The organism is Nocardioides sp. (assembly GCF_030655615.1).
In the GTDB taxonomy this organism is placed as follows: Bacteria; Actinomycetota; Actinomycetes; order Propionibacteriales; family Nocardioidaceae; genus Nocardioides.
In genome coordinates this window covers 1-14,908 of record NZ_JAURVJ010000223.1, presented here as the reverse complement: position 1 = coordinate 14,908, position 14,908 = coordinate 1, and the positions used below count along the sequence as shown (strand labels likewise).

The window sequence follows — 14,908 nt, the reverse complement described above, 5'->3', positions numbered from 1 at the left end:
CGGCACGGTCACGCGGGCGGAGAGCCGCGCCGACCGGCCGGGTCGGACCGCGGGCGTCGCCCGCAGCGGGCCGAGCGCCTGGTCGCGACCGACCGCCCGGTCCGTCGACAGCGCGAACCGGGTGGTCGTCGCGCCCGCCTTGGCCTTGCCGGCGTTTCGGACCGCGACGCCGACGGCGAGCGGCCGGCCCTGCTGCACGCGCGCCGCGAGCATCGGTACGCCGACCACCAGGTCGGCCCGGGGCTTCGCCCCGGCCTTCGGGCGGGTGGCCGCGGCGGTCGGCGTGGTGGCCAGCGTGTCCACCAGGAGCGCGACCACGGCCAGCAGGACGAGGGGCAGGATCAGGATGCGGGTCTTCACGAGCACGGGCCGAGCCTGCGGCCGGCCGCTTGCGGTTGCCTGGCAAGCGGCCGACAGCGGGTCAGCCGGCCTGCTCGACCCACGGCGTCCAGGCGTGCTTGGCCGTGAGGTGGTCGCGGAACGGTCGGTCGTAGAGCCGGTAGGGGTGGTTCTCGCCCTCGTTGACGGTGGTCACGGCGACGCGCACGGCGTCGGCCTCGAAGCAGCCGTCGCGCTTGACGACGCGGTACTCGAACCAGCGCAGCCGGTGCTTGCGGTCGCCCCGCAGCCCGGCGTCGGCGACGCACGCACCCTCCGGCGAGTGGCCCCACTCGGGGGTCGGGTCCTCGCGCCAGCCCTGCGTCTCGGCGAAGCGGTAGTCGCTCCAGAACTGCATGAAGTGGCCGTACTCCGGGCCCCGCCGGGCCCGGTCGGTGTCCAGCCAGACCGAGACGTAGCCGAGCGGGTAGTCGTAGGTCCTCCGCACGCCGGGCAGGAGGACGCGCACCGTCACGGCGTCGGCGGTGTTGCGGACGACGACCTTCCTGAGGTCGAGCTTGCGCTTGCGGACGTCACCGGCCTCGTCGGCGTACGTCGCCACGCCGGCCGGAGCGGCGTCGGGGGCGGTCCCGGCCGTGCGGGTGGGGAGGTCGGCCGTGGCCGAGGCCGTGGTCAGGCCGATCAGCGGCGCCGCCAGGAGGGCGGCGATGGTGGCGTGGCGCCAGGTCTTCATGGGGTTCTCCTTCGTCGTGGTCGACGAGGAGCCTGCGCCCGGGCGCTTGGGGTCGGCTTGCTCCGCGCTTGCGGTCCCGACGCAAGGACCTGGCAAGCCGCTCTTCCTAGCGTCAGCGCCATGAGCCACCACACGATGCACTCGTCCCTCCACCCGTCGCTGCACCTGCGCACCGCGCCGACGACGACCGGCGGTCCGCTGCCGTCGACCTACGCCGCCCTCGAGCGGCGCCGGGCCCGGCGCCGCCGGCTGGCCGCGCTCCGCCGCGGCTGAGACCCGGGCGTCGTCACCGCACGGGAAGTCCACTTCCCGGTGGCGATCCCCACTAGGCTTGTCGTCGAAGCCACCGTTCGACGCTGCCCCAGCCCCCGGTAGCGCGTGCCTGCCTCGCACAGTGCCCTGGTCCGGACCGCCCGTCCACCCGCCGCGGCTGCTCGTCGGGCTGGCACCGGGGCGGTGAGCGCGACGGACGGGGGGCCATGGCAAGTCCGACCGGGCTGGCCGTCGTGGCGCTCGTGCTCCTGCTGGCCGCCGTGTCGCTCTGGGCCCTGCGGGTCACGCGCGCGCTCGAGAGGGCGCGAGGCACGGCGGTCGAGCTCGTCGCCGTGCCCGAGGTCGCGGACCTGACGGTCCTGGACTCGAACGAGGGCGGCGCGCAGTTCCTCACCACGGTCTCCCACGAGCTCCGGACCCCGCTGACCTCGGTCATCGGCTACCTCGAGCTCCTGGAGGAGCGGTTCGTCGCCGCGGCCGCCGACGACACCGACATCCGGCTGCTGTCGGTCATCAGCCGCAACGCCGACGTGCTGCTCGCCCGGATCAACCAGCTGCTCTACCTCTCCCCCGGCGGGCACGTCGCGCTCGACCGGCGCCCGGTCGACGTCTCCGCGCTGACGCGGGAGGCCCTGGACAAGCACCGGATCCTGGCCCAGCGCCACGGGATCGACCTGGTGGCCCGGTTCGACCCCGCGCTGGTGTCGGTCGTCGACGCGACGGCCTACGAGCAGGTCGTCGACAACCTGGTGTCCAACGCCATCAAGTACTGCGGCGACGACGGCGTGGTCACGGTCGCGCTCGAGGGCCGCCAGGAGCCGGTCGACGGCCGAGGTGTCGTCCCGGTCGTGGTCCTGTGCGTGACCGACACCGGGATCGGGATGAGCGAGGCCGAGCTCCAGCGGGCCTTCGACCGGTTCTACCGGTCGTCGTTCGCCACCGACCGGTCGATCCCCGGACTGGGCATCGGCCTGACGATCACCCAGCACCTCGTGCAGCAGCACGGCGGCGCCATCACGCTGCTCAGCGAGCCGGGCGTCGGCACCGAGGTCACGGTCGTGCTGCCCGCCCACGTGGCGGGCCGGTCGGTCGAGGCGGCGCTGCCTCCCGACCGGACCAGGGAGCCCGACCTGCTCGGGTAGAGCCGAGCCGCGGTCCGCGCCACGAGAGGCCGCACGCGAGCGCGTCAGTCGGCTGCGGTGCCGACGACCCAGCCGGTCGTGACGCCGCGCGTCACCAGGTGACGGCCGTCCGGGTCGGGCCCGCTGCGCCAGATGCGCACGGTCCAGCGCGACTGGCTGCGGTTGATGCCGTCCGCGCTGGACCCGGGGCCGTAGACCGAGGCCTTGCGCGTGCAGGAGTCGAACCCGACCCACTGCGGGTGCTGGGCGGGCGAGCCCCAGGCGCCGCCGTTGCGGATCAGGCAGGTGCGGCCGTCGGTGAGGACGAGGTCGAGCGGCGCGGGCTCGACCGGGCCCTCGACCGACGGGTAGGCCCCGTCGTACCGGACCCGCACGAGCTTCCTGACCCGGGCGTCCCGCACGCACAGCACGGTGTGGCGCGCCGACTTCCAGCAGGCCTTGAGGCCGTAGGCCGTGGGGTAGCAGCTGGTGATCCCCGGGTTGACGGCCGACGGCGAGGTGCCGTCACAGGTCACCGACCCGGAGAGCCGCTGCACGGACCATCCCGGCGCGGGCTTGCCCGAGACGGTCACGGGACGCACGTAGACGATCTTGGTCGCAGTGGCTGGGGCTGGGGCAGCGGCGGCCGGGGCGGACTGCCGTGCGACCGCGGCACTCGCAGACGGACCCGGCAGGGTCACGGCCACGAGGGCCGCAGCGACGGCGGCGAGCAGGACGAGGAACGAGATCGGGCGGCGCATGGGGCGACCTTCCTGAGGGGGACAGCATCCGAGAGGTGGTGCTGGAGGTAGGACGTGGCGAGTCCCCGTCGGGTTGTCTGGCGGCGCCGACTTTCTCAGAGCCGCGTGGCGGTGCGCACCAGCCCGGCGACGCCGGCCGAGCGGCTGTGCGGCGGCCAGGCGATCACGGTGGTGACGCGCGGCGCGTCCGAGAGGGGTACGACGGCCAGCCCGTCGCGCAGGTTGGCGCGGGCCGAGTCCGGGAGCACGATCGCGGCGCGACCGAGCCGGACGAGCTGGAGCACCTGGGTCAGGTCGCGCAGCTCGGGGCCCGGACCCTCGGGGTAGGAGCCGTCGACGCGGGGCCACCGCGGCAGCGGCAGACCGGGGATCGACGACGCCTCGGCCACGGTGACCGAGCGGCGCGTGCTCAGCGCGTGCCCGGCCGGGAGGATCAGCAGCTGCTCCTCGACCAGCAGCACCTCGAGGTCGAAGCCGCTGACGTCGTCGAAGGGCTGGTGCAGGATCGCGACGTCGGCCCGCCCGTCGCGCAGCATCGGCGACTGCTGGGCCGGCGGGCACAGCACGAGGTCGACCTCGACCGCGCCGGGCTCGGCGGCGTAGGCGTCGAGGAGCTTGGCGATCACCTCGCTCGACGCACCGGCCTTGGCGGTCAGCACGACCGACGGCCGTCCGCCCGACCCGCCCGCCCCAGCGGTCTCGACCGTCCGGCGGGTACGCCGCTCGGCCGCCTCGACCGCAGCCAGCGCCGCCCGGCCCTCGTGGAGCAGGGTCTCGCCGGCCTCGGTGAGGGTCGCGCCGCGGTGAGTGCGCACCAGCAGGTCGGCGCCGAGACGTCGCTCGAGCTGGGCGATCGCCCGCGACAGCGGCGGCTGGGCGATGCCGAGGCGCTCGGCCGCCCGACCGAAGTGCCCCTCCTCGGCGACGGCGACGAAGTAGCGCAGCTCGCGGGTCTCCACGGCTCCAGGCTACGCCTGACCTGGTGCGATACCCGCCCGGTATGACGGCCCACCTGATCGGTCTTGGGCCGCCGCCCGGCGCTGGCCACGATCGAGGCATGACCACGGACACCACGACAGAGACCACCACCGACACCGCACCCGACAAGAGGATCGCGCTGGTCACCGGCGCCAACAAGGGCATCGGCTACGAGATCGCCGCCGGCCTGAGCCGCCTCGGCTTCCGCGTGGGGGTCGGCGCCCGCGACGCCGGCCGCCGCGACGAGGCCGTGGCCACGCTGCAGGCCGACGGCCACGACGTGTTCGGCGTACCCCTGGACGTCACCGACGACGCCAGCGTCGCCGCGGCCGCCGCCCAGCTCGAGGAGCTCGGGCGGCTCGACGTGCTCGTCAACAACGCCGCCATCACCGGCGGGATGCCCCAGGCCCCGACCGAGGTCAGCTCCGACCAGCTCAAGGCGGTCGTCGACACCAACGTCATCGGCGTCGTCCGCGTCACCAACGCGGTGCTGCCCCTGCTGCGTCGCTCGGCCTCGCCGCGCATCGTCAACGTCTCGAGCACCGTCGGCTCGTTCACCCTGCAGACCGCCGGTCCGGAGGCGGTCGGACCCGTCTCGGCGGCGTACTCGCCGACCAAGGCCTACCTCAACGCGATCACGGTGCAGTACGCGAAGGAGCTCGCCGACACCCACATCCTGGTCAACGCCGGCTGCCCGGGCTACGTCGCGACCGACCTGAACGGCCACAGCGGGTTCCGCACGCCCGAGCAGGGCGCGGCGGTCTTCCTCGAGCTGGCGACGCTGCCCGACGGCGGGCCGACCGGCACGTTCCGCGACGACGAGGGGATCGTCGGGTGGTGAGCCGGAGATAGTTGGCCTCGTCAACCAATGTGACCCACCTCTCGGAATACCTCCGGGTCGCCCACCGCTGGGCCCAGGGCCGGGTTCGTCAGTGTGGACTGCCTTGCGGCCACACGACCACGACCCGACGGGATCCCTCATGGCAGGCACCGAGCAGCGCACCGACTACCGCGTGACCTTCGTGGTCCTGTGTGCCGGCGTGGCGTCGTTCTCGCTCCTGCAGTCGATGGTCAACCCCGTCCTGCCGACCATCGAGGCCGCGCTCGACACCGACCAGGCCACGGTCACGTGGGTGCTGACGGCCTACCTGCTCTCGGCGTCGGTCTTCACCCCGATCATCGGCCGCATCGGCGACAAGGTCGGCAAGGAGCGGATGCTCGTCGTCGCCCTCGGCGCCCTTGCCGTCGGGTCGCTGCTCGCCGCGCTCGCCCCGAGCATCGGCGTGCTCATCGCCGCCCGCGCGATCCAGGGCGTCGGCGGCGGCGTGCTGCCGCTGACCTTCGGGATCATCCGCGACGAGTTCCCGCGCGACAAGGTCGCCGGCGCCGTCGGTACGTCGGCCGCGCTGCTCGCCGTCGGCGGCGGCATCGGCCTCGTCCTGGCCGGGCCGATCGTCGACGTCCTCAGCTATCACTGGCTGTTCTGGATCCCGATGATCATGACCGTGCTCGCGGCGTTCGCGGCCCACTTCTTCGTGCCCGAGTCGCCCGAGCGCACGCCGGGCCGCATCAACGTCACGAGCGCGCTGCTCATGTCGACCTGGCTGGTCACCCTGCTGCTCGCCGTGAGCCAGGGCCACAGCTGGGGCTGGGCGTCACCGGTGTCGATCGCCCTGTTCGTCGCCACCGCGGTCGTGCTGCCGGTCTGGGTGCGGGCCGAGGCGCGCAGCGACAGCCCGCTCATCGACATGCGGATGATGCGGATCCCGACCGTGTGGACGGTCAACCTCGTCGCCCTGCTCTTCGGCATGGGCATGTACTCGATGTTCGCCTTCCTCCCCCAGTTCCTGCAGACCCCCGACGACGTCACGGGCTACGGCTTCGGCGCCTCGGTCACCCAGTCCGGCCTGATGCTGCTGCCGCAGACCGTCGCCACCTTCCTGGCCGGCGTCTACTCCGGCCGGCTCGCCGCCCGCTTCGGCTCCAAGGCCGTGCTCGTCGTCGGTGCCACGCTGACCTCGGTCGCCACCGTCGGGCTCGCCTTCGCCCACGGCCAGCTGTGGCTGGTGCTCCTCGAGACCACCGCGCTCGGCCTGGCCTTCGGCCTCGCCTTCGCAGCCCTGTCCAACCTGATCGTCGACGCCGTCCCGCAGTCGCAGACCGGGGTCGCCAGCGGCATGAACGCCAACATCCGCACCGTCGGCGGCGCCCTCGGCAGCGCGGTGCTGGCCAGCGTCATCACGGCCGGCGCGCGCCCCGACGGGCTGCCCGTCGAGGCCGGCTACACCCACGGGTTCACCGTGCTCATCGTGACCTCAGCGCTCGCCGCACTGGTCGCCGTGTTCGTCCCCGTGGTCAAGGCGCGCACCCACGTCGTGCCGGGTCCGCAGGCGGAGGCCGAGGCGAGCGTCGTCGCCGAGGCCGCCCAGCGTTGACCGCTCGCCCTGGTCCCACCTGCGTCCCGACGTGACGCATCGCTCACAGGTTGTCCCTGTGAGTCCACAGGGACAAGGCCGCTACTCCCCGCACCGTCCAGCACAGAGAGTGATGTCATGAGGAACTTCCGTGTCGCCGTGGTCGGAGCCGGACCCGCCGGGATCTATGCCGCCGACTACCTGACCCAGGAGCGCGACGACATCACCGTCGACCTGCTCGAGCAGCTACCGGCGCCCTACGGCCTGGTGCGCTACGGCGTCGCTCCCGACCACCCGCGGATCAAGGAGATCATCAAGGCGCTGGGCCGGGTGCTGGCCCGTGACCGGATCCGCTTCCTCGGCAACGTCTCCTACGGCACCGACCTCAAGCTGGCCGACCTGCGCCGCCACTACGACGCCGTGGTCTTCTCGACCGGCGCCTCGACCGACCGCGAGCTCGACCTGCCGGGCGTCGACCTGCCGGGCAGCCACGGGGCGGCCGACTTCGTCTCGTGGTACGCCGGGCACCCCGACGCCCCCGAGTCGTGGCCGACGGGCGACGCGACCTCGGTCGCCGTGATCGGCGCCGGCAACGTGGCGCTCGACGTGGCGCGGATGCTGGCCAAGCCGGCCGACGAGCAGCTCGTCACCGAGATCGCCGACAACGTCCACCGCGGCCTCGCGGCCAGCACCGTCACCGACGTCCACCTCTTCGCCCGGCGCGGTCCGGCCCAGGTGAAGTTCACGCCGATGGAGCTGCGCGAGCTGTCGCACTCGCCCGAGGTCGACGTGGTCGTGCACCCCGAGGGCTTCGAGATCGACGAGGCCAGCCAGACCGCGATCAGCAGCAACAAGGGCACGCGGCTCGTCGTCGACACCCTGCTCAAGTACCTCGAGGCCGAGCCCACCGGCGCCTCCCGTCGCATCCACATCCACCTGTGCCAGGCCCCGGTCGAGATCCTCGGCGACGGGCGCGTCGAGGCCATCCGCACCGAGCGGATGGAGCTCCAGGGCGACGCCAGCGTCAGGGGCACCGGTGAGTACGTCGACACCCCGGTCCAGGCCGTCTACCGCGCCGTCGGCTACCGGCCGAGCCCCGTCGCCGACCTGCCCTACGACCAGGCCGCGGGCCTCGTGCCCAACGAGGCCGGCCGCGTGCTCGACCTCGACGGCGAGACCGTCCCCGGCACCTACGTCACCGGCTGGATCCGCCGCGGTCCGGTCGGCCTGATCGGCCACACCAAGTCCGACGCGTCGCAGACGGTCGCCAGCCTGGTCGCCGACCTCGAGGTCCTGCCGGCCCGCGAGGAGCAGGACCCCGACGCGATCCTCGAGCACCTCGCCGAGCGCGGCGTCAGCGTCACCACCCTCGAGGGCTGGGGCCGCATCGACGCCCACGAGATCGGCCTCGGCGAGGCCGCCGGGCGCACCCGCGTCAAGGTCGTCCCGCGCGAGGAGATGCTGCGCATCGCCCGGGGGTGACCCGTGTGAGGATCGACCGGTGCCCTACTTCGACCGGATCGACGAGCGCACCTTCACGCCGACCGAGCACGTCGGCGGCGCCTGGAACCTCGACGAGCAGCACGTCGGTCCCTCCCTCGGCCTGCTCTGCCACCTCGTCGAGCGCGACCACGCCGAGCGCCGCGGCGACCGGGCCGGCCGGCTCGACGTCACGCGCCTGTCCTACGACATCCTCGGCACCCTCACGATGGACCCGTTCACCGTCGACGTGGACGTGCGCCGGGCCGGTCGCACGATCGAGCTCGTCGAGGCGACGGTCACCCAGGCCGGCCGCGCCGCCGTCGTGCTGCGCGCCTGGCTGGTGCAGCCCGGCGACACCACGTCGTACGCCGGCACGGGGCTGGCGCCGATCGCTCCGCCCGGCACGATGGGGGCCTGGGACCCCACCGCCCTGTGGGCAGGCGGGTTCATCGCGTCCGCCGAGGTCCGCCGCCTCCAGGAGTCACCGGGGCGCGGCGCCTACTGGGTGCGCACCGTCGTCCCGCTGCTCGACGAGCCGATCAGCCCCACCGCCGCGGCCGCCGGGCTCGCCGACATCGCCAACGGCATGACCGTCCGCGCCGACCCGGCGGAGGTCGTCTTCCCCAACGTCGACCTCACCGCCCACCTGTTCCGGCCGCCGTCAGCCGGGTGGCTGGGGTTCGACACGACGGTGAGCTTCGGTGCCGGCGGGCACGGGCTGACCAGCAGCACCCTGCACGACGAGTCCGGGCCGTTCGGCACCCTCGCCCAGGTGCTCACGGTGCGGCCCCGGCCCGACGCCCGAGCCGGTCACTCCGCGTAGACCTCGTCGAGCGTCGCTCCGGCGGCCCGCAGGAGGGCCAGCAGCGAGTCGGCGTCGTGCCGGTCCTGGCGCAGCCACTGGTCGTAGGCCGTGAGGGCGATCCCCAGCGCGAGGTGCCCGAGCAGCTGGGGGACGAGGGCGTGGTCGGGCTCGCCGCGACGCTCGGCGACGTAGGCCGCGACGACGCCGCGCCACTCGGCGTAGCGCAGGGCGGAGTGGGCGCGCAGGGCCGGCGTCTCGAGGATGAGGCGCATCCGGGTCGCGTGGTGCGGGCGGGCGTCGGCCGGGAAGTCGTTGAAGGCGATCACCCCGCGCGCGACCGCCTCGTGGAGCGGCAGGTCGGCAGGCTGGGCGTCGAGCATCCCCCGGAAGCCGGCCAGGGTGCGGTCGAACTGGCCCCACGGGATGTCGTTCTTGGAGGCGAAGTAGCGGAACAGCGTGCGCCGCGTGACGCCGACCGCCTCGGCGATGTGGTCGAGGGTCGTGCCGTCGAAGCCACGCTCGGCGAAGAGCACGAACGCCGCCTGCTCGATCGCGGCGTGCGACGTGGCCTCGGGGCGCCCGGCCAGCGTCTTGCGCGTCGTCCTGGCGGTCGTCATGGCCACACCTCACCACTTCCTTACTGGTCCTTCCATTATTGCTCTGAGTGTAGTTATTGTGACCCGCACCACCTATCAAGGAGATGCGACATGACCGATCACCAGGGCAACCCGCAGACCGACGACAAGGTCGACGCCTCGCTCGTCAGCGAGGACCTCATCGAGGAGGTCTCGATCGACGGCATGTGCGGCGTCTACTGATGCTCGACGAGGCCTGGACCCTGTCCCCGGCAGTGGCGCTGCGCCTCGAGCCCTTCGGCGCGCTGGCCTACCACTTCGGCAACCGCAAGCTCACGTTCCTCAAGCGGCCCGAGCTGGTGACGGTGGTCCGGGCCCTCGGCGAGCAGCCCGACGTCCGGTCGGCCCTGGTCGCCGCCGGCATCCCCGACGCGCAGCACCCGGCCTACGCCGACGCGCTCGCAGGCCTGGCCCGTACCGACATGATCCGTCCCCGCACGAGCGAGCAGGAGGCCGTCGCATGACCATCGCCCCCGAACGTCCCCCCGTCACCGCGGCTCCCCGCCCGACGGGCGGCTCCCTGGTCGAGCAGTTCGAGCTCGGCCTCGACGCCCCCATCTGCCTGACGTGGGAGCTCACCTACGCCTGCAACCTCGAGTGCGCCCACTGCCTGTCGTCCTCCGGTCGTCGCGACCCTGACGAGCTGACGACGGAGCAGGCCGAGGCCGTCATCGACGAGCTGCAGCGGATGCAGGTCTTCTACGTCAACATCGGCGGCGGCGAGCCCACCATCCGCCCCGACTTCTGGCACCTGCTCCAGTACGCCGTCGACCACCAGGTCGGCGTGAAGTTCTCCACCAACGGCGTCCGCCTCACCCCCGAGCGGGCGGCGTTCCTCGCCGGCCCCAGCTGCGCGGGCTACGTCGACGTCCAGATCTCCCTCGACGGCGCGACCGCCGAGGTCAACGACTACGTCCGCGGCCCGGGCTCCTACGACATGGCGCTCACCGCCCTGCAGAACCTGCAGGACGCCGGGTTCACCGACGCCAAGATCTCGGTCGTCTGCACGCGCCAGAACATCGGCCAGCTCGACGAGTTCCAGGCCCTGGCCGATCGCTTCGGCGCCACCCTGCGCCTCACCCGCCTGCGGCCCAGCGGCCGCGGCGCCGACGTGTGGGACGAGCTGCACCCGCTGCCCCACCAGCAGCGCGAGCTCTACGACTGGCTGATGGCCAAGGGCGACGGCGTCCTCACCGGCGACTCGTTCTTCCACCTCGCCGCGTTCGGCGAGGCCCTGCCCGGTCTCAACCTGTGCGGCGCGGGCCGCGTGGTCTGCCTGATCGACCCGGTCGGCGACGTCTACGCCTGCCCGTTCGCCATCCACGAGGAGTTCCTCGCCGGCAACCTGCTGGCCGAGGGCGGCTTCAAGAAGGTCTGGCAGGAGTCCGACCTGTTCACCGAGCTGCGCTCCCCGCAGACCGGCGGCGCGTGCGCGAAGTGCACGTTCTACGACACCTGCCGTGGTGGCTGCATGGCCGCGAAGTTCTTCACCGGTCTGCCGCTCGACGGTCCCGACCCCGAGTGCGTGCAGGGCTACGGCGAGCAGGCGCTCGCCGGCGACCGCACGATCCCGTCGTCGAGCCAGGACCACTCCAAGGCCGGCCCGACCCGCAACCAGCCGGTCATGCTCAAGCTGATGACACGGCCCCCGACGTCGGCGTGCGCCGAGAGCCCGCTCGCCGGCTTCGAGCCCGCCCTGTCCAGCGGCGCCCACGACCAGAAGGGGTGCTGCTCGTGACCGGGAGACCCGAGTGGCTCGAGAACCCCTGGAAGCAGAACGCCTGGTTCGAGTCGGTCGCCGTCGCCCAGCAGCGCGCGCGCAAGCGCCTGCCCGCCCCGGTCTACGGCGCCCTGCTCGCCGGGTCCGAGCGCGGCCAGACCATCGACGACAACCAGGGGGCGTTCGCGGAGCTCGGGCTGTCGCCCCACGTCGCCGGCCACCACGCCGAGCGCGCGATGGGTCGCACCCTGATGGGCCAGGACATCTCGCTGCCCGTCGTCATCTCCCCGACCGGCGTCCAGGCGGTGCACCCCGACGGCGAGGTCGCCGTCGCCCGGGCGGCGGCCGCCCGCGGCACCGTCATGGGTCTCTCCAACTTCGCCTCCAAGTCGGTCGAGGACGTCACGGCCACCGGCGCCACGACGTTCTTCCAGATGTACTGGACCGGCGAGCGCGACGTGATGCTCCAGCGCATGCAGCGCGCCCACGACGCGGGTGCGCTCGGCCTGATCGCCACCCTGGACTGGTCGTTCTCGATGGGCCGCGACTGGGGCTCGCCCGAGATCCCGGAGAAGGTCGACCTCAAGACGATGGTCCGGATGGCGCCCAAGGTCGCCACCAAGCCGCGCTGGCTCTACCAGTTCGGCAAGACCGGCCAGATCCCCGACCTGACCGCCCCCAACCTCGCCGCCCCCGGCGAGGCCAAGGGCCCGACGTTCTTCGCCGCCTACTACGAGTGGATGACCACCCCGCCGCCGTCGTGGGACGACGTCGCGTGGATGCGCGACCAGTGGCACCAGATCAGCGGTCGGCCCTTCATGCTCAAGGGCGTGGGCCGGGTCGACGACGCCCGGCGCGCTGTCGACGCCGGCGTCGAGGCACTGTCGGTCTCCAACCACGGCGGCAACAACCTCGACGGCACCCCGGCCGCGATCCGGCTCGTCAAGCCGATCGCCGACGCCGTCGGCGGCCAGGTCGAGGTGGTCATGGACGGTGGGATCCGCCGCGGTTCCGACGTCGTCAAGGCCGTCGCCCTGGGTGCCCGCGCCGTGATGATCGGGCGCGCCTACCTGTGGGGCCTCGCCGCCAACGGCCAGGCGGGCGTGGAGAACGTCCTCGACGTCCTGCGCTCCGGCATCGACTCCGCCCTGCTCGGCCTCGGGGTCTCCTCGATCGAGGAGCTCACCCCCGAGCACCTGCTCGTGCCCGAGGGGTTCCACCGCGCGATCGGCGCCCCGACCAGCGCCCAGGACGGCGTCCTGCGCTGATGCGGCTCGCCGACACCACGACCCTGGACGCGGGCGACCCGGTCAGCGCCCAGCTGGTCCTGGTGCCGGTCGGGTCGCTCGAGCAGCACGGTCCGCACCTCCCGCTCGACACCGACACGGTGATCGCCACCGCCGTGGCCACGGCCGTCGGCGACCAGCTGGGCGCCTGGGTCGCCCCGGCCCTGGCCTACGGGTCGAGCGGCGAGCACCAGTCGTTCGCCGGCACCAGCTCGATCGGCACCGACGCCCTGCGGACGACCGTCGTCGAGCTCGTGCGGTCGCTGCGCACCTGGGCCGACCGGGTCGTGCTCGTCAACGGCCACGGCGGCAACCTCACGGCGCTCAGCGCCGCCGTCGAGCAGCTGACGACTGAGGGGCACGCCGTCGCGTGGGTGCCGTGCGCCACCGAGCTCGTCGACCTCCACGCCGGTCGTACCGAGACGTCGCTGATGCTCCACCTCTCGCCCTGGACCGTGCGCCAGCACCTGGCCGAGCCCGGCGACACCCGCCCGCTCGGCGAGATCCTGCCGCTGATGCGCGAGGGCGGCGTCGCCGCGGTGTCGCCCAACGGCGTCCTCGGCGACCCCACCGGGGCCACCGCCGCCGAGGGGCAGCGCGTGCTGCAGGCGATGGTCGACGACGTCCTGCGCCGGATCGGCGCCCCGGTGCCGTGAGGGTCGCACTCGTCACCGGCGCCGCCCGCGGCATCGGCGCCGCCACCGTGGCCGCGCTCGTCGCCGACGGGTGCCACGTCGTCGCGCTCGACTCGTGCGAGGGCCCACCGCTGGCCACCCGCGCCGACCTCGACTCCGTCGCCGCGACGTACGACGGGCACGACGGGCACGACGGGCACGACCCGCGCGTGGTGCCGGTGGTCGCCGACGTCCGTGACCGCGCGGCCCTCGTCGCCGCCGTCGGCGAGACCCTCGAGCGCTGGGGTCGGCTCGACGCCGTGGTGGCTGCGGCCGCCGTCATCCGCGGCGGCGCCCCGCTCTGGGAGACCCCCGAGGCCGACCTCGACGAGCTGTGGGAGGTCACCGCCAAGGGCGTGTGGAACACCGCGGCCGCCACCCTGCCCGCCATGCTCGCCGGACCCGACCCGTCGGGCTGCCGGTTCGTCGCCGTCGCCTCGGCGGCCGGGCACGCCGGGCTGTTCCACCTCGCCGCCTACAACGCGACCAAGCACGCCGTGGTCGGGATCGTCCGCGGCCTGGCCGCCGACCTCCGCGGCACCGGCGTCACCGCCTGCTCGGTCTCCCCGGGCTCCACCGACACCGCGATGCTCGACGCGACCGCCGACCTCTACGGCGCCCACCGTGACGACCTCGTCGCCCACCAGGCCCTGGGCCGGGTCCTGGCCCCGGCCGAGATCGCCGCCACCGTCGCCTTCGCCTGCTCGCCGGCCGGCGCGGTCCTGCACGGCACCGACGTGCACGCCGACGGCGGCTTCACCGGATGAGTCCCGGATGAGCCCCGGGTGAGGGTCCGCCTCTCCGCGCGCACCCGGATCGCGGACGGCGGCCGGCTGCTCGTCGGCGGCTCGCCACTCACGGTGCAGCGCCTGCGCCGGGCCGTGACCGAGGTCGACGCCGACACCACCCTCGGCCGCCGGTGGCTGGCCACCGGGCTCGGCAGCCCGGTCCTCGACGACGTCGAGCCCGTGCCCGCCGCCGACCTCACGGTCGTCGTCCCGGCCCACGGCCGTCCCGACGCCGTGGCCCGCTGCCTCGCCGGCCTGGACCCGCTCGCGGTGGTCGTGGTCGACGACGCCTCCGACCCGCCCCTGGCCGGCGCCACCGTCACCCTGGGCGTCAACGCCGGGCCTGCCGGCGCCCGCAACGCCGGGCTCGCGCGGGTGCGGACGCCCTACGTCGCGCTCGTCGACTCCGACGTCCAGGTCGCCGCCGCCGACCTGCTCGCGCTGACCCGCCACCTCGCCGACCCGCACGTCGCCCTGGTCGCCCCGCGCGTCCGCGGGCGGTCGACGCACGCCCGCTGGTGGGAGCGCTACGACGCCGCCCACTCCGCCCTCGACCTCGGCCCCCACCCCGCACCGGTGCGACCCGGCTCGGAGGTCTCCTACCTGCCGAGCGCCTGCCTGGTCGCGCGCACCGCGGTGCTGCGCGACGAGGCCGGTGGCTTCGACGAGGAGCTGCGCGTCGGCGAGGACGTCGACCTCGTCTGGCGGCTCGTCGCCGCCGGCCACGGCATCCGCTACGACCCGGACGTGGTGGTCACCCACGACACCCGGCCGACCGTCGGTGCGTGGCTGCGCCAGTCGTTCGGCTACGGCAGCAGCGCGGCCCCGCTCGCCGCACGTCACGGGTCCGCGGTCGCCCCGGCGGTGCTGCGCCCCGGGCTCGGGCTCGCCGCGGCCGC

18 protein-coding genes are annotated in these 14,908 nt (G+C 73.8%); 13 read left to right on the top strand and 5 right to left on the bottom strand.

Annotated features, from left to right (window positions below; genetic code table 11):
• Both Q7T52_RS19665 and Q7T52_RS19660 read right to left on the bottom strand, forming a co-directional pair.
• Nucleotides 1–366, bottom strand: a 366-nt coding sequence (locus Q7T52_RS19665; protein WP_304805246.1) for a CARDB domain-containing protein, incomplete at its 3' end; no start/stop codon positions are given.
• Between the two features lie 55 nt (nt 367–421).
• Nucleotides 422–1,072: a hypothetical protein gene (locus Q7T52_RS19660; protein ID WP_304805245.1), complete on the bottom strand. Its 651-nt coding sequence runs from the start codon at nt 1,070–1,072 to the stop codon at nt 422–424.
• A gap of 120 nt (nt 1,073–1,192) precedes the next feature.
• On the opposite strand from Q7T52_RS19660, the gene Q7T52_RS19655 reads away from it, so the two are divergent.
• Both Q7T52_RS19655 and Q7T52_RS19650 read left to right on the top strand, forming a co-directional pair.
• Nucleotides 1,193–1,345, top strand: a complete 153-nt coding sequence (locus Q7T52_RS19655; protein WP_304805244.1) for a hypothetical protein — start codon at nt 1,193–1,195, stop codon at nt 1,343–1,345.
• A 206-nt stretch (nt 1,346–1,551) separates the two neighbouring features.
• Nucleotides 1,552–2,487: a cell wall metabolism sensor histidine kinase WalK gene (locus Q7T52_RS19650; RefSeq protein ID WP_304805243.1), complete on the top strand. Its 936-nt coding sequence runs from the start codon at nt 1,552–1,554 to the stop codon at nt 2,485–2,487.
• A gap of 44 nt (nt 2,488–2,531) precedes the next feature.
• Here the strand turns inward: Q7T52_RS19650 and Q7T52_RS19645 are convergent, their stop codons facing one another.
• Nucleotides 2,532–3,227, bottom strand: coding sequence for a hypothetical protein (locus Q7T52_RS19645; protein ID WP_304805242.1), 696 nt, complete (start codon nt 3,225–3,227; stop codon nt 2,532–2,534).
• A 95-nt stretch (nt 3,228–3,322) separates the two neighbouring features.
• Complete coding sequence (locus tag Q7T52_RS19640; RefSeq protein WP_304805241.1) at nt 3,323–4,186, bottom strand: LysR family transcriptional regulator; 864 nt, start codon at nt 4,184–4,186, stop codon at nt 3,323–3,325.
• A gap of 98 nt (nt 4,187–4,284) precedes the next feature.
• Here Q7T52_RS19640 and Q7T52_RS19635 point away from each other — a divergent pair, with 98 nt between their 5' ends.
• The 4 genes from Q7T52_RS19635 to Q7T52_RS19620 all read left to right on the top strand — a co-directional run bounded on the left by Q7T52_RS19635 (nt 4,285) and on the right by Q7T52_RS19620 (nt 8,924).
• Entirely contained in the window at nt 4,285–5,046 is a 762-nt protein-coding gene (locus Q7T52_RS19635) for an SDR family oxidoreductase (protein WP_304805240.1), read from the top strand.
• A 139-nt stretch (nt 5,047–5,185) separates the two neighbouring features.
• Nucleotides 5,186–6,640 (top strand): MFS transporter, encoded by a 1,455-nt coding sequence (locus Q7T52_RS19630; RefSeq protein ID WP_304805239.1) that lies wholly within the window; start codon nt 5,186–5,188, stop codon nt 6,638–6,640.
• Between the two features lie 117 nt (nt 6,641–6,757).
• On the top strand, nt 6,758–8,101 hold the full coding sequence (locus Q7T52_RS19625) for an FAD-dependent oxidoreductase (RefSeq protein ID WP_304805238.1): 1,344 nt from the start codon (nt 6,758–6,760) through the stop codon (nt 8,099–8,101).
• A 19-nt stretch (nt 8,102–8,120) separates the two neighbouring features.
• On the top strand, nt 8,121–8,924 hold the full coding sequence (locus tag Q7T52_RS19620; protein WP_304805237.1) for a thioesterase family protein: 804 nt from the start codon (nt 8,121–8,123) through the stop codon (nt 8,922–8,924).
• Here the strand turns inward: Q7T52_RS19620 and mftR are convergent.
• A complete protein-coding gene (gene mftR / locus Q7T52_RS19615) occupies nt 8,912–9,523 on the bottom strand; it encodes a mycofactocin system transcriptional regulator (RefSeq protein WP_304805236.1) in 612 nt (203 codons plus the stop codon). The two genes, Q7T52_RS19620 and mftR, sit on opposite strands and share 13 nt — an antisense overlap.
• A 90-nt stretch (nt 9,524–9,613) precedes the next feature.
• Between mftR and mftA the strand changes: the two genes are divergently transcribed.
• The 7 genes from mftA to Q7T52_RS19580 all read left to right on the top strand — a co-directional run.
• Nucleotides 9,614–9,724, top strand: a complete 111-nt coding sequence (mftA, locus tag Q7T52_RS19610; protein WP_304805235.1) for a mycofactocin precursor MftA — start codon at nt 9,614–9,616, stop codon at nt 9,722–9,724.
• Complete coding sequence (mftB, locus tag Q7T52_RS19605; RefSeq protein WP_304805234.1) at nt 9,724–10,005, top strand: mycofactocin biosynthesis chaperone MftB; 282 nt, start codon at nt 9,724–9,726, stop codon at nt 10,003–10,005. The genes mftA and mftB overlap by 1 nt, the downstream gene beginning before the upstream one ends.
• Nucleotides 10,002–11,279, top strand: a complete 1,278-nt coding sequence (mftC, locus tag Q7T52_RS19600) for a mycofactocin radical SAM maturase (protein ID WP_304805233.1) — start codon at nt 10,002–10,004, stop codon at nt 11,277–11,279. The genes mftB and mftC overlap by 4 nt, the downstream gene beginning before the upstream one ends.
• On the top strand, nt 11,276–12,529 hold the full coding sequence (gene mftD, locus Q7T52_RS19595) for a pre-mycofactocin synthase MftD (RefSeq protein WP_304805232.1): 1,254 nt from the start codon (nt 11,276–11,278) through the stop codon (nt 12,527–12,529). The genes mftC and mftD overlap by 4 nt, the downstream gene beginning before the upstream one ends.
• A complete protein-coding gene (mftE, locus tag Q7T52_RS19590) occupies nt 12,529–13,203 on the top strand; it encodes a mycofactocin biosynthesis peptidyl-dipeptidase MftE (protein ID WP_304805231.1) in 675 nt (224 codons plus the stop codon). Before mftD ends, mftE begins: the two co-directional genes overlap by 1 nt.
• Entirely contained in the window at nt 13,200–13,988 is a 789-nt protein-coding gene (locus Q7T52_RS19585; RefSeq protein WP_304805230.1) for a mycofactocin-coupled SDR family oxidoreductase, read from the top strand. Before mftE ends, Q7T52_RS19585 begins: the two co-directional genes overlap by 4 nt.
• An 18-nt stretch (nt 13,989–14,006) precedes the next feature.
• On the top strand, nt 14,007–14,908 hold a 902-nt coding region (locus Q7T52_RS19580; protein ID WP_304805229.1), incomplete at its 3' end, for a glycosyltransferase.

Bases quoted from the DNA above. Each gene is read 5' to 3' on its own strand.
- Q7T52_RS19645 (WP_304805242.1), bottom strand. From the start codon at position 3,227: ATGCGCCGCCCGATCTCGTTCCTCGTCCTGCTCGCCGCCGTCGCTGCG.
- Q7T52_RS19630 (WP_304805239.1), top strand. From the start codon at position 5,186: ATGGCAGGCACCGAGCAGCGCACCGACTACCGCGTGACCTTCGTGGTC.
- Q7T52_RS19625 (WP_304805238.1), top strand. From the start codon at position 6,758: ATGAGGAACTTCCGTGTCGCCGTGGTCGGAGCCGGACCCGCCGGGATC.
- mftB (WP_304805234.1), top strand. From the start codon at position 9,724: ATGCTCGACGAGGCCTGGACCCTGTCCCCGGCAGTGGCGCTGCGCCTC.
- mftA (WP_304805235.1), top strand. From the start codon at position 9,614: ATGACCGATCACCAGGGCAACCCGCAGACCGACGACAAGGTCGACGCC.
- mftR (WP_304805236.1), bottom strand. From the start codon at position 9,523: ATGACGACCGCCAGGACGACGCGCAAGACGCTGGCCGGGCGCCCCGAG.
- Q7T52_RS19660 (WP_304805245.1), bottom strand. From the start codon at position 1,072: ATGAAGACCTGGCGCCACGCCACCATCGCCGCCCTCCTGGCGGCGCCG.
- Q7T52_RS19635 (WP_304805240.1), top strand. From the start codon at position 4,285: ATGACCACGGACACCACGACAGAGACCACCACCGACACCGCACCCGAC.
- Q7T52_RS19655 (WP_304805244.1), top strand. From the start codon at position 1,193: ATGAGCCACCACACGATGCACTCGTCCCTCCACCCGTCGCTGCACCTG.
- mftE (WP_304805231.1), top strand. From the start codon at position 12,529: ATGCGGCTCGCCGACACCACGACCCTGGACGCGGGCGACCCGGTCAGC.
- Q7T52_RS19650 (WP_304805243.1), top strand. From the start codon at position 1,552: ATGGCAAGTCCGACCGGGCTGGCCGTCGTGGCGCTCGTGCTCCTGCTG.
- mftC (WP_304805233.1), top strand. From the start codon at position 10,002: ATGACCATCGCCCCCGAACGTCCCCCCGTCACCGCGGCTCCCCGCCCG.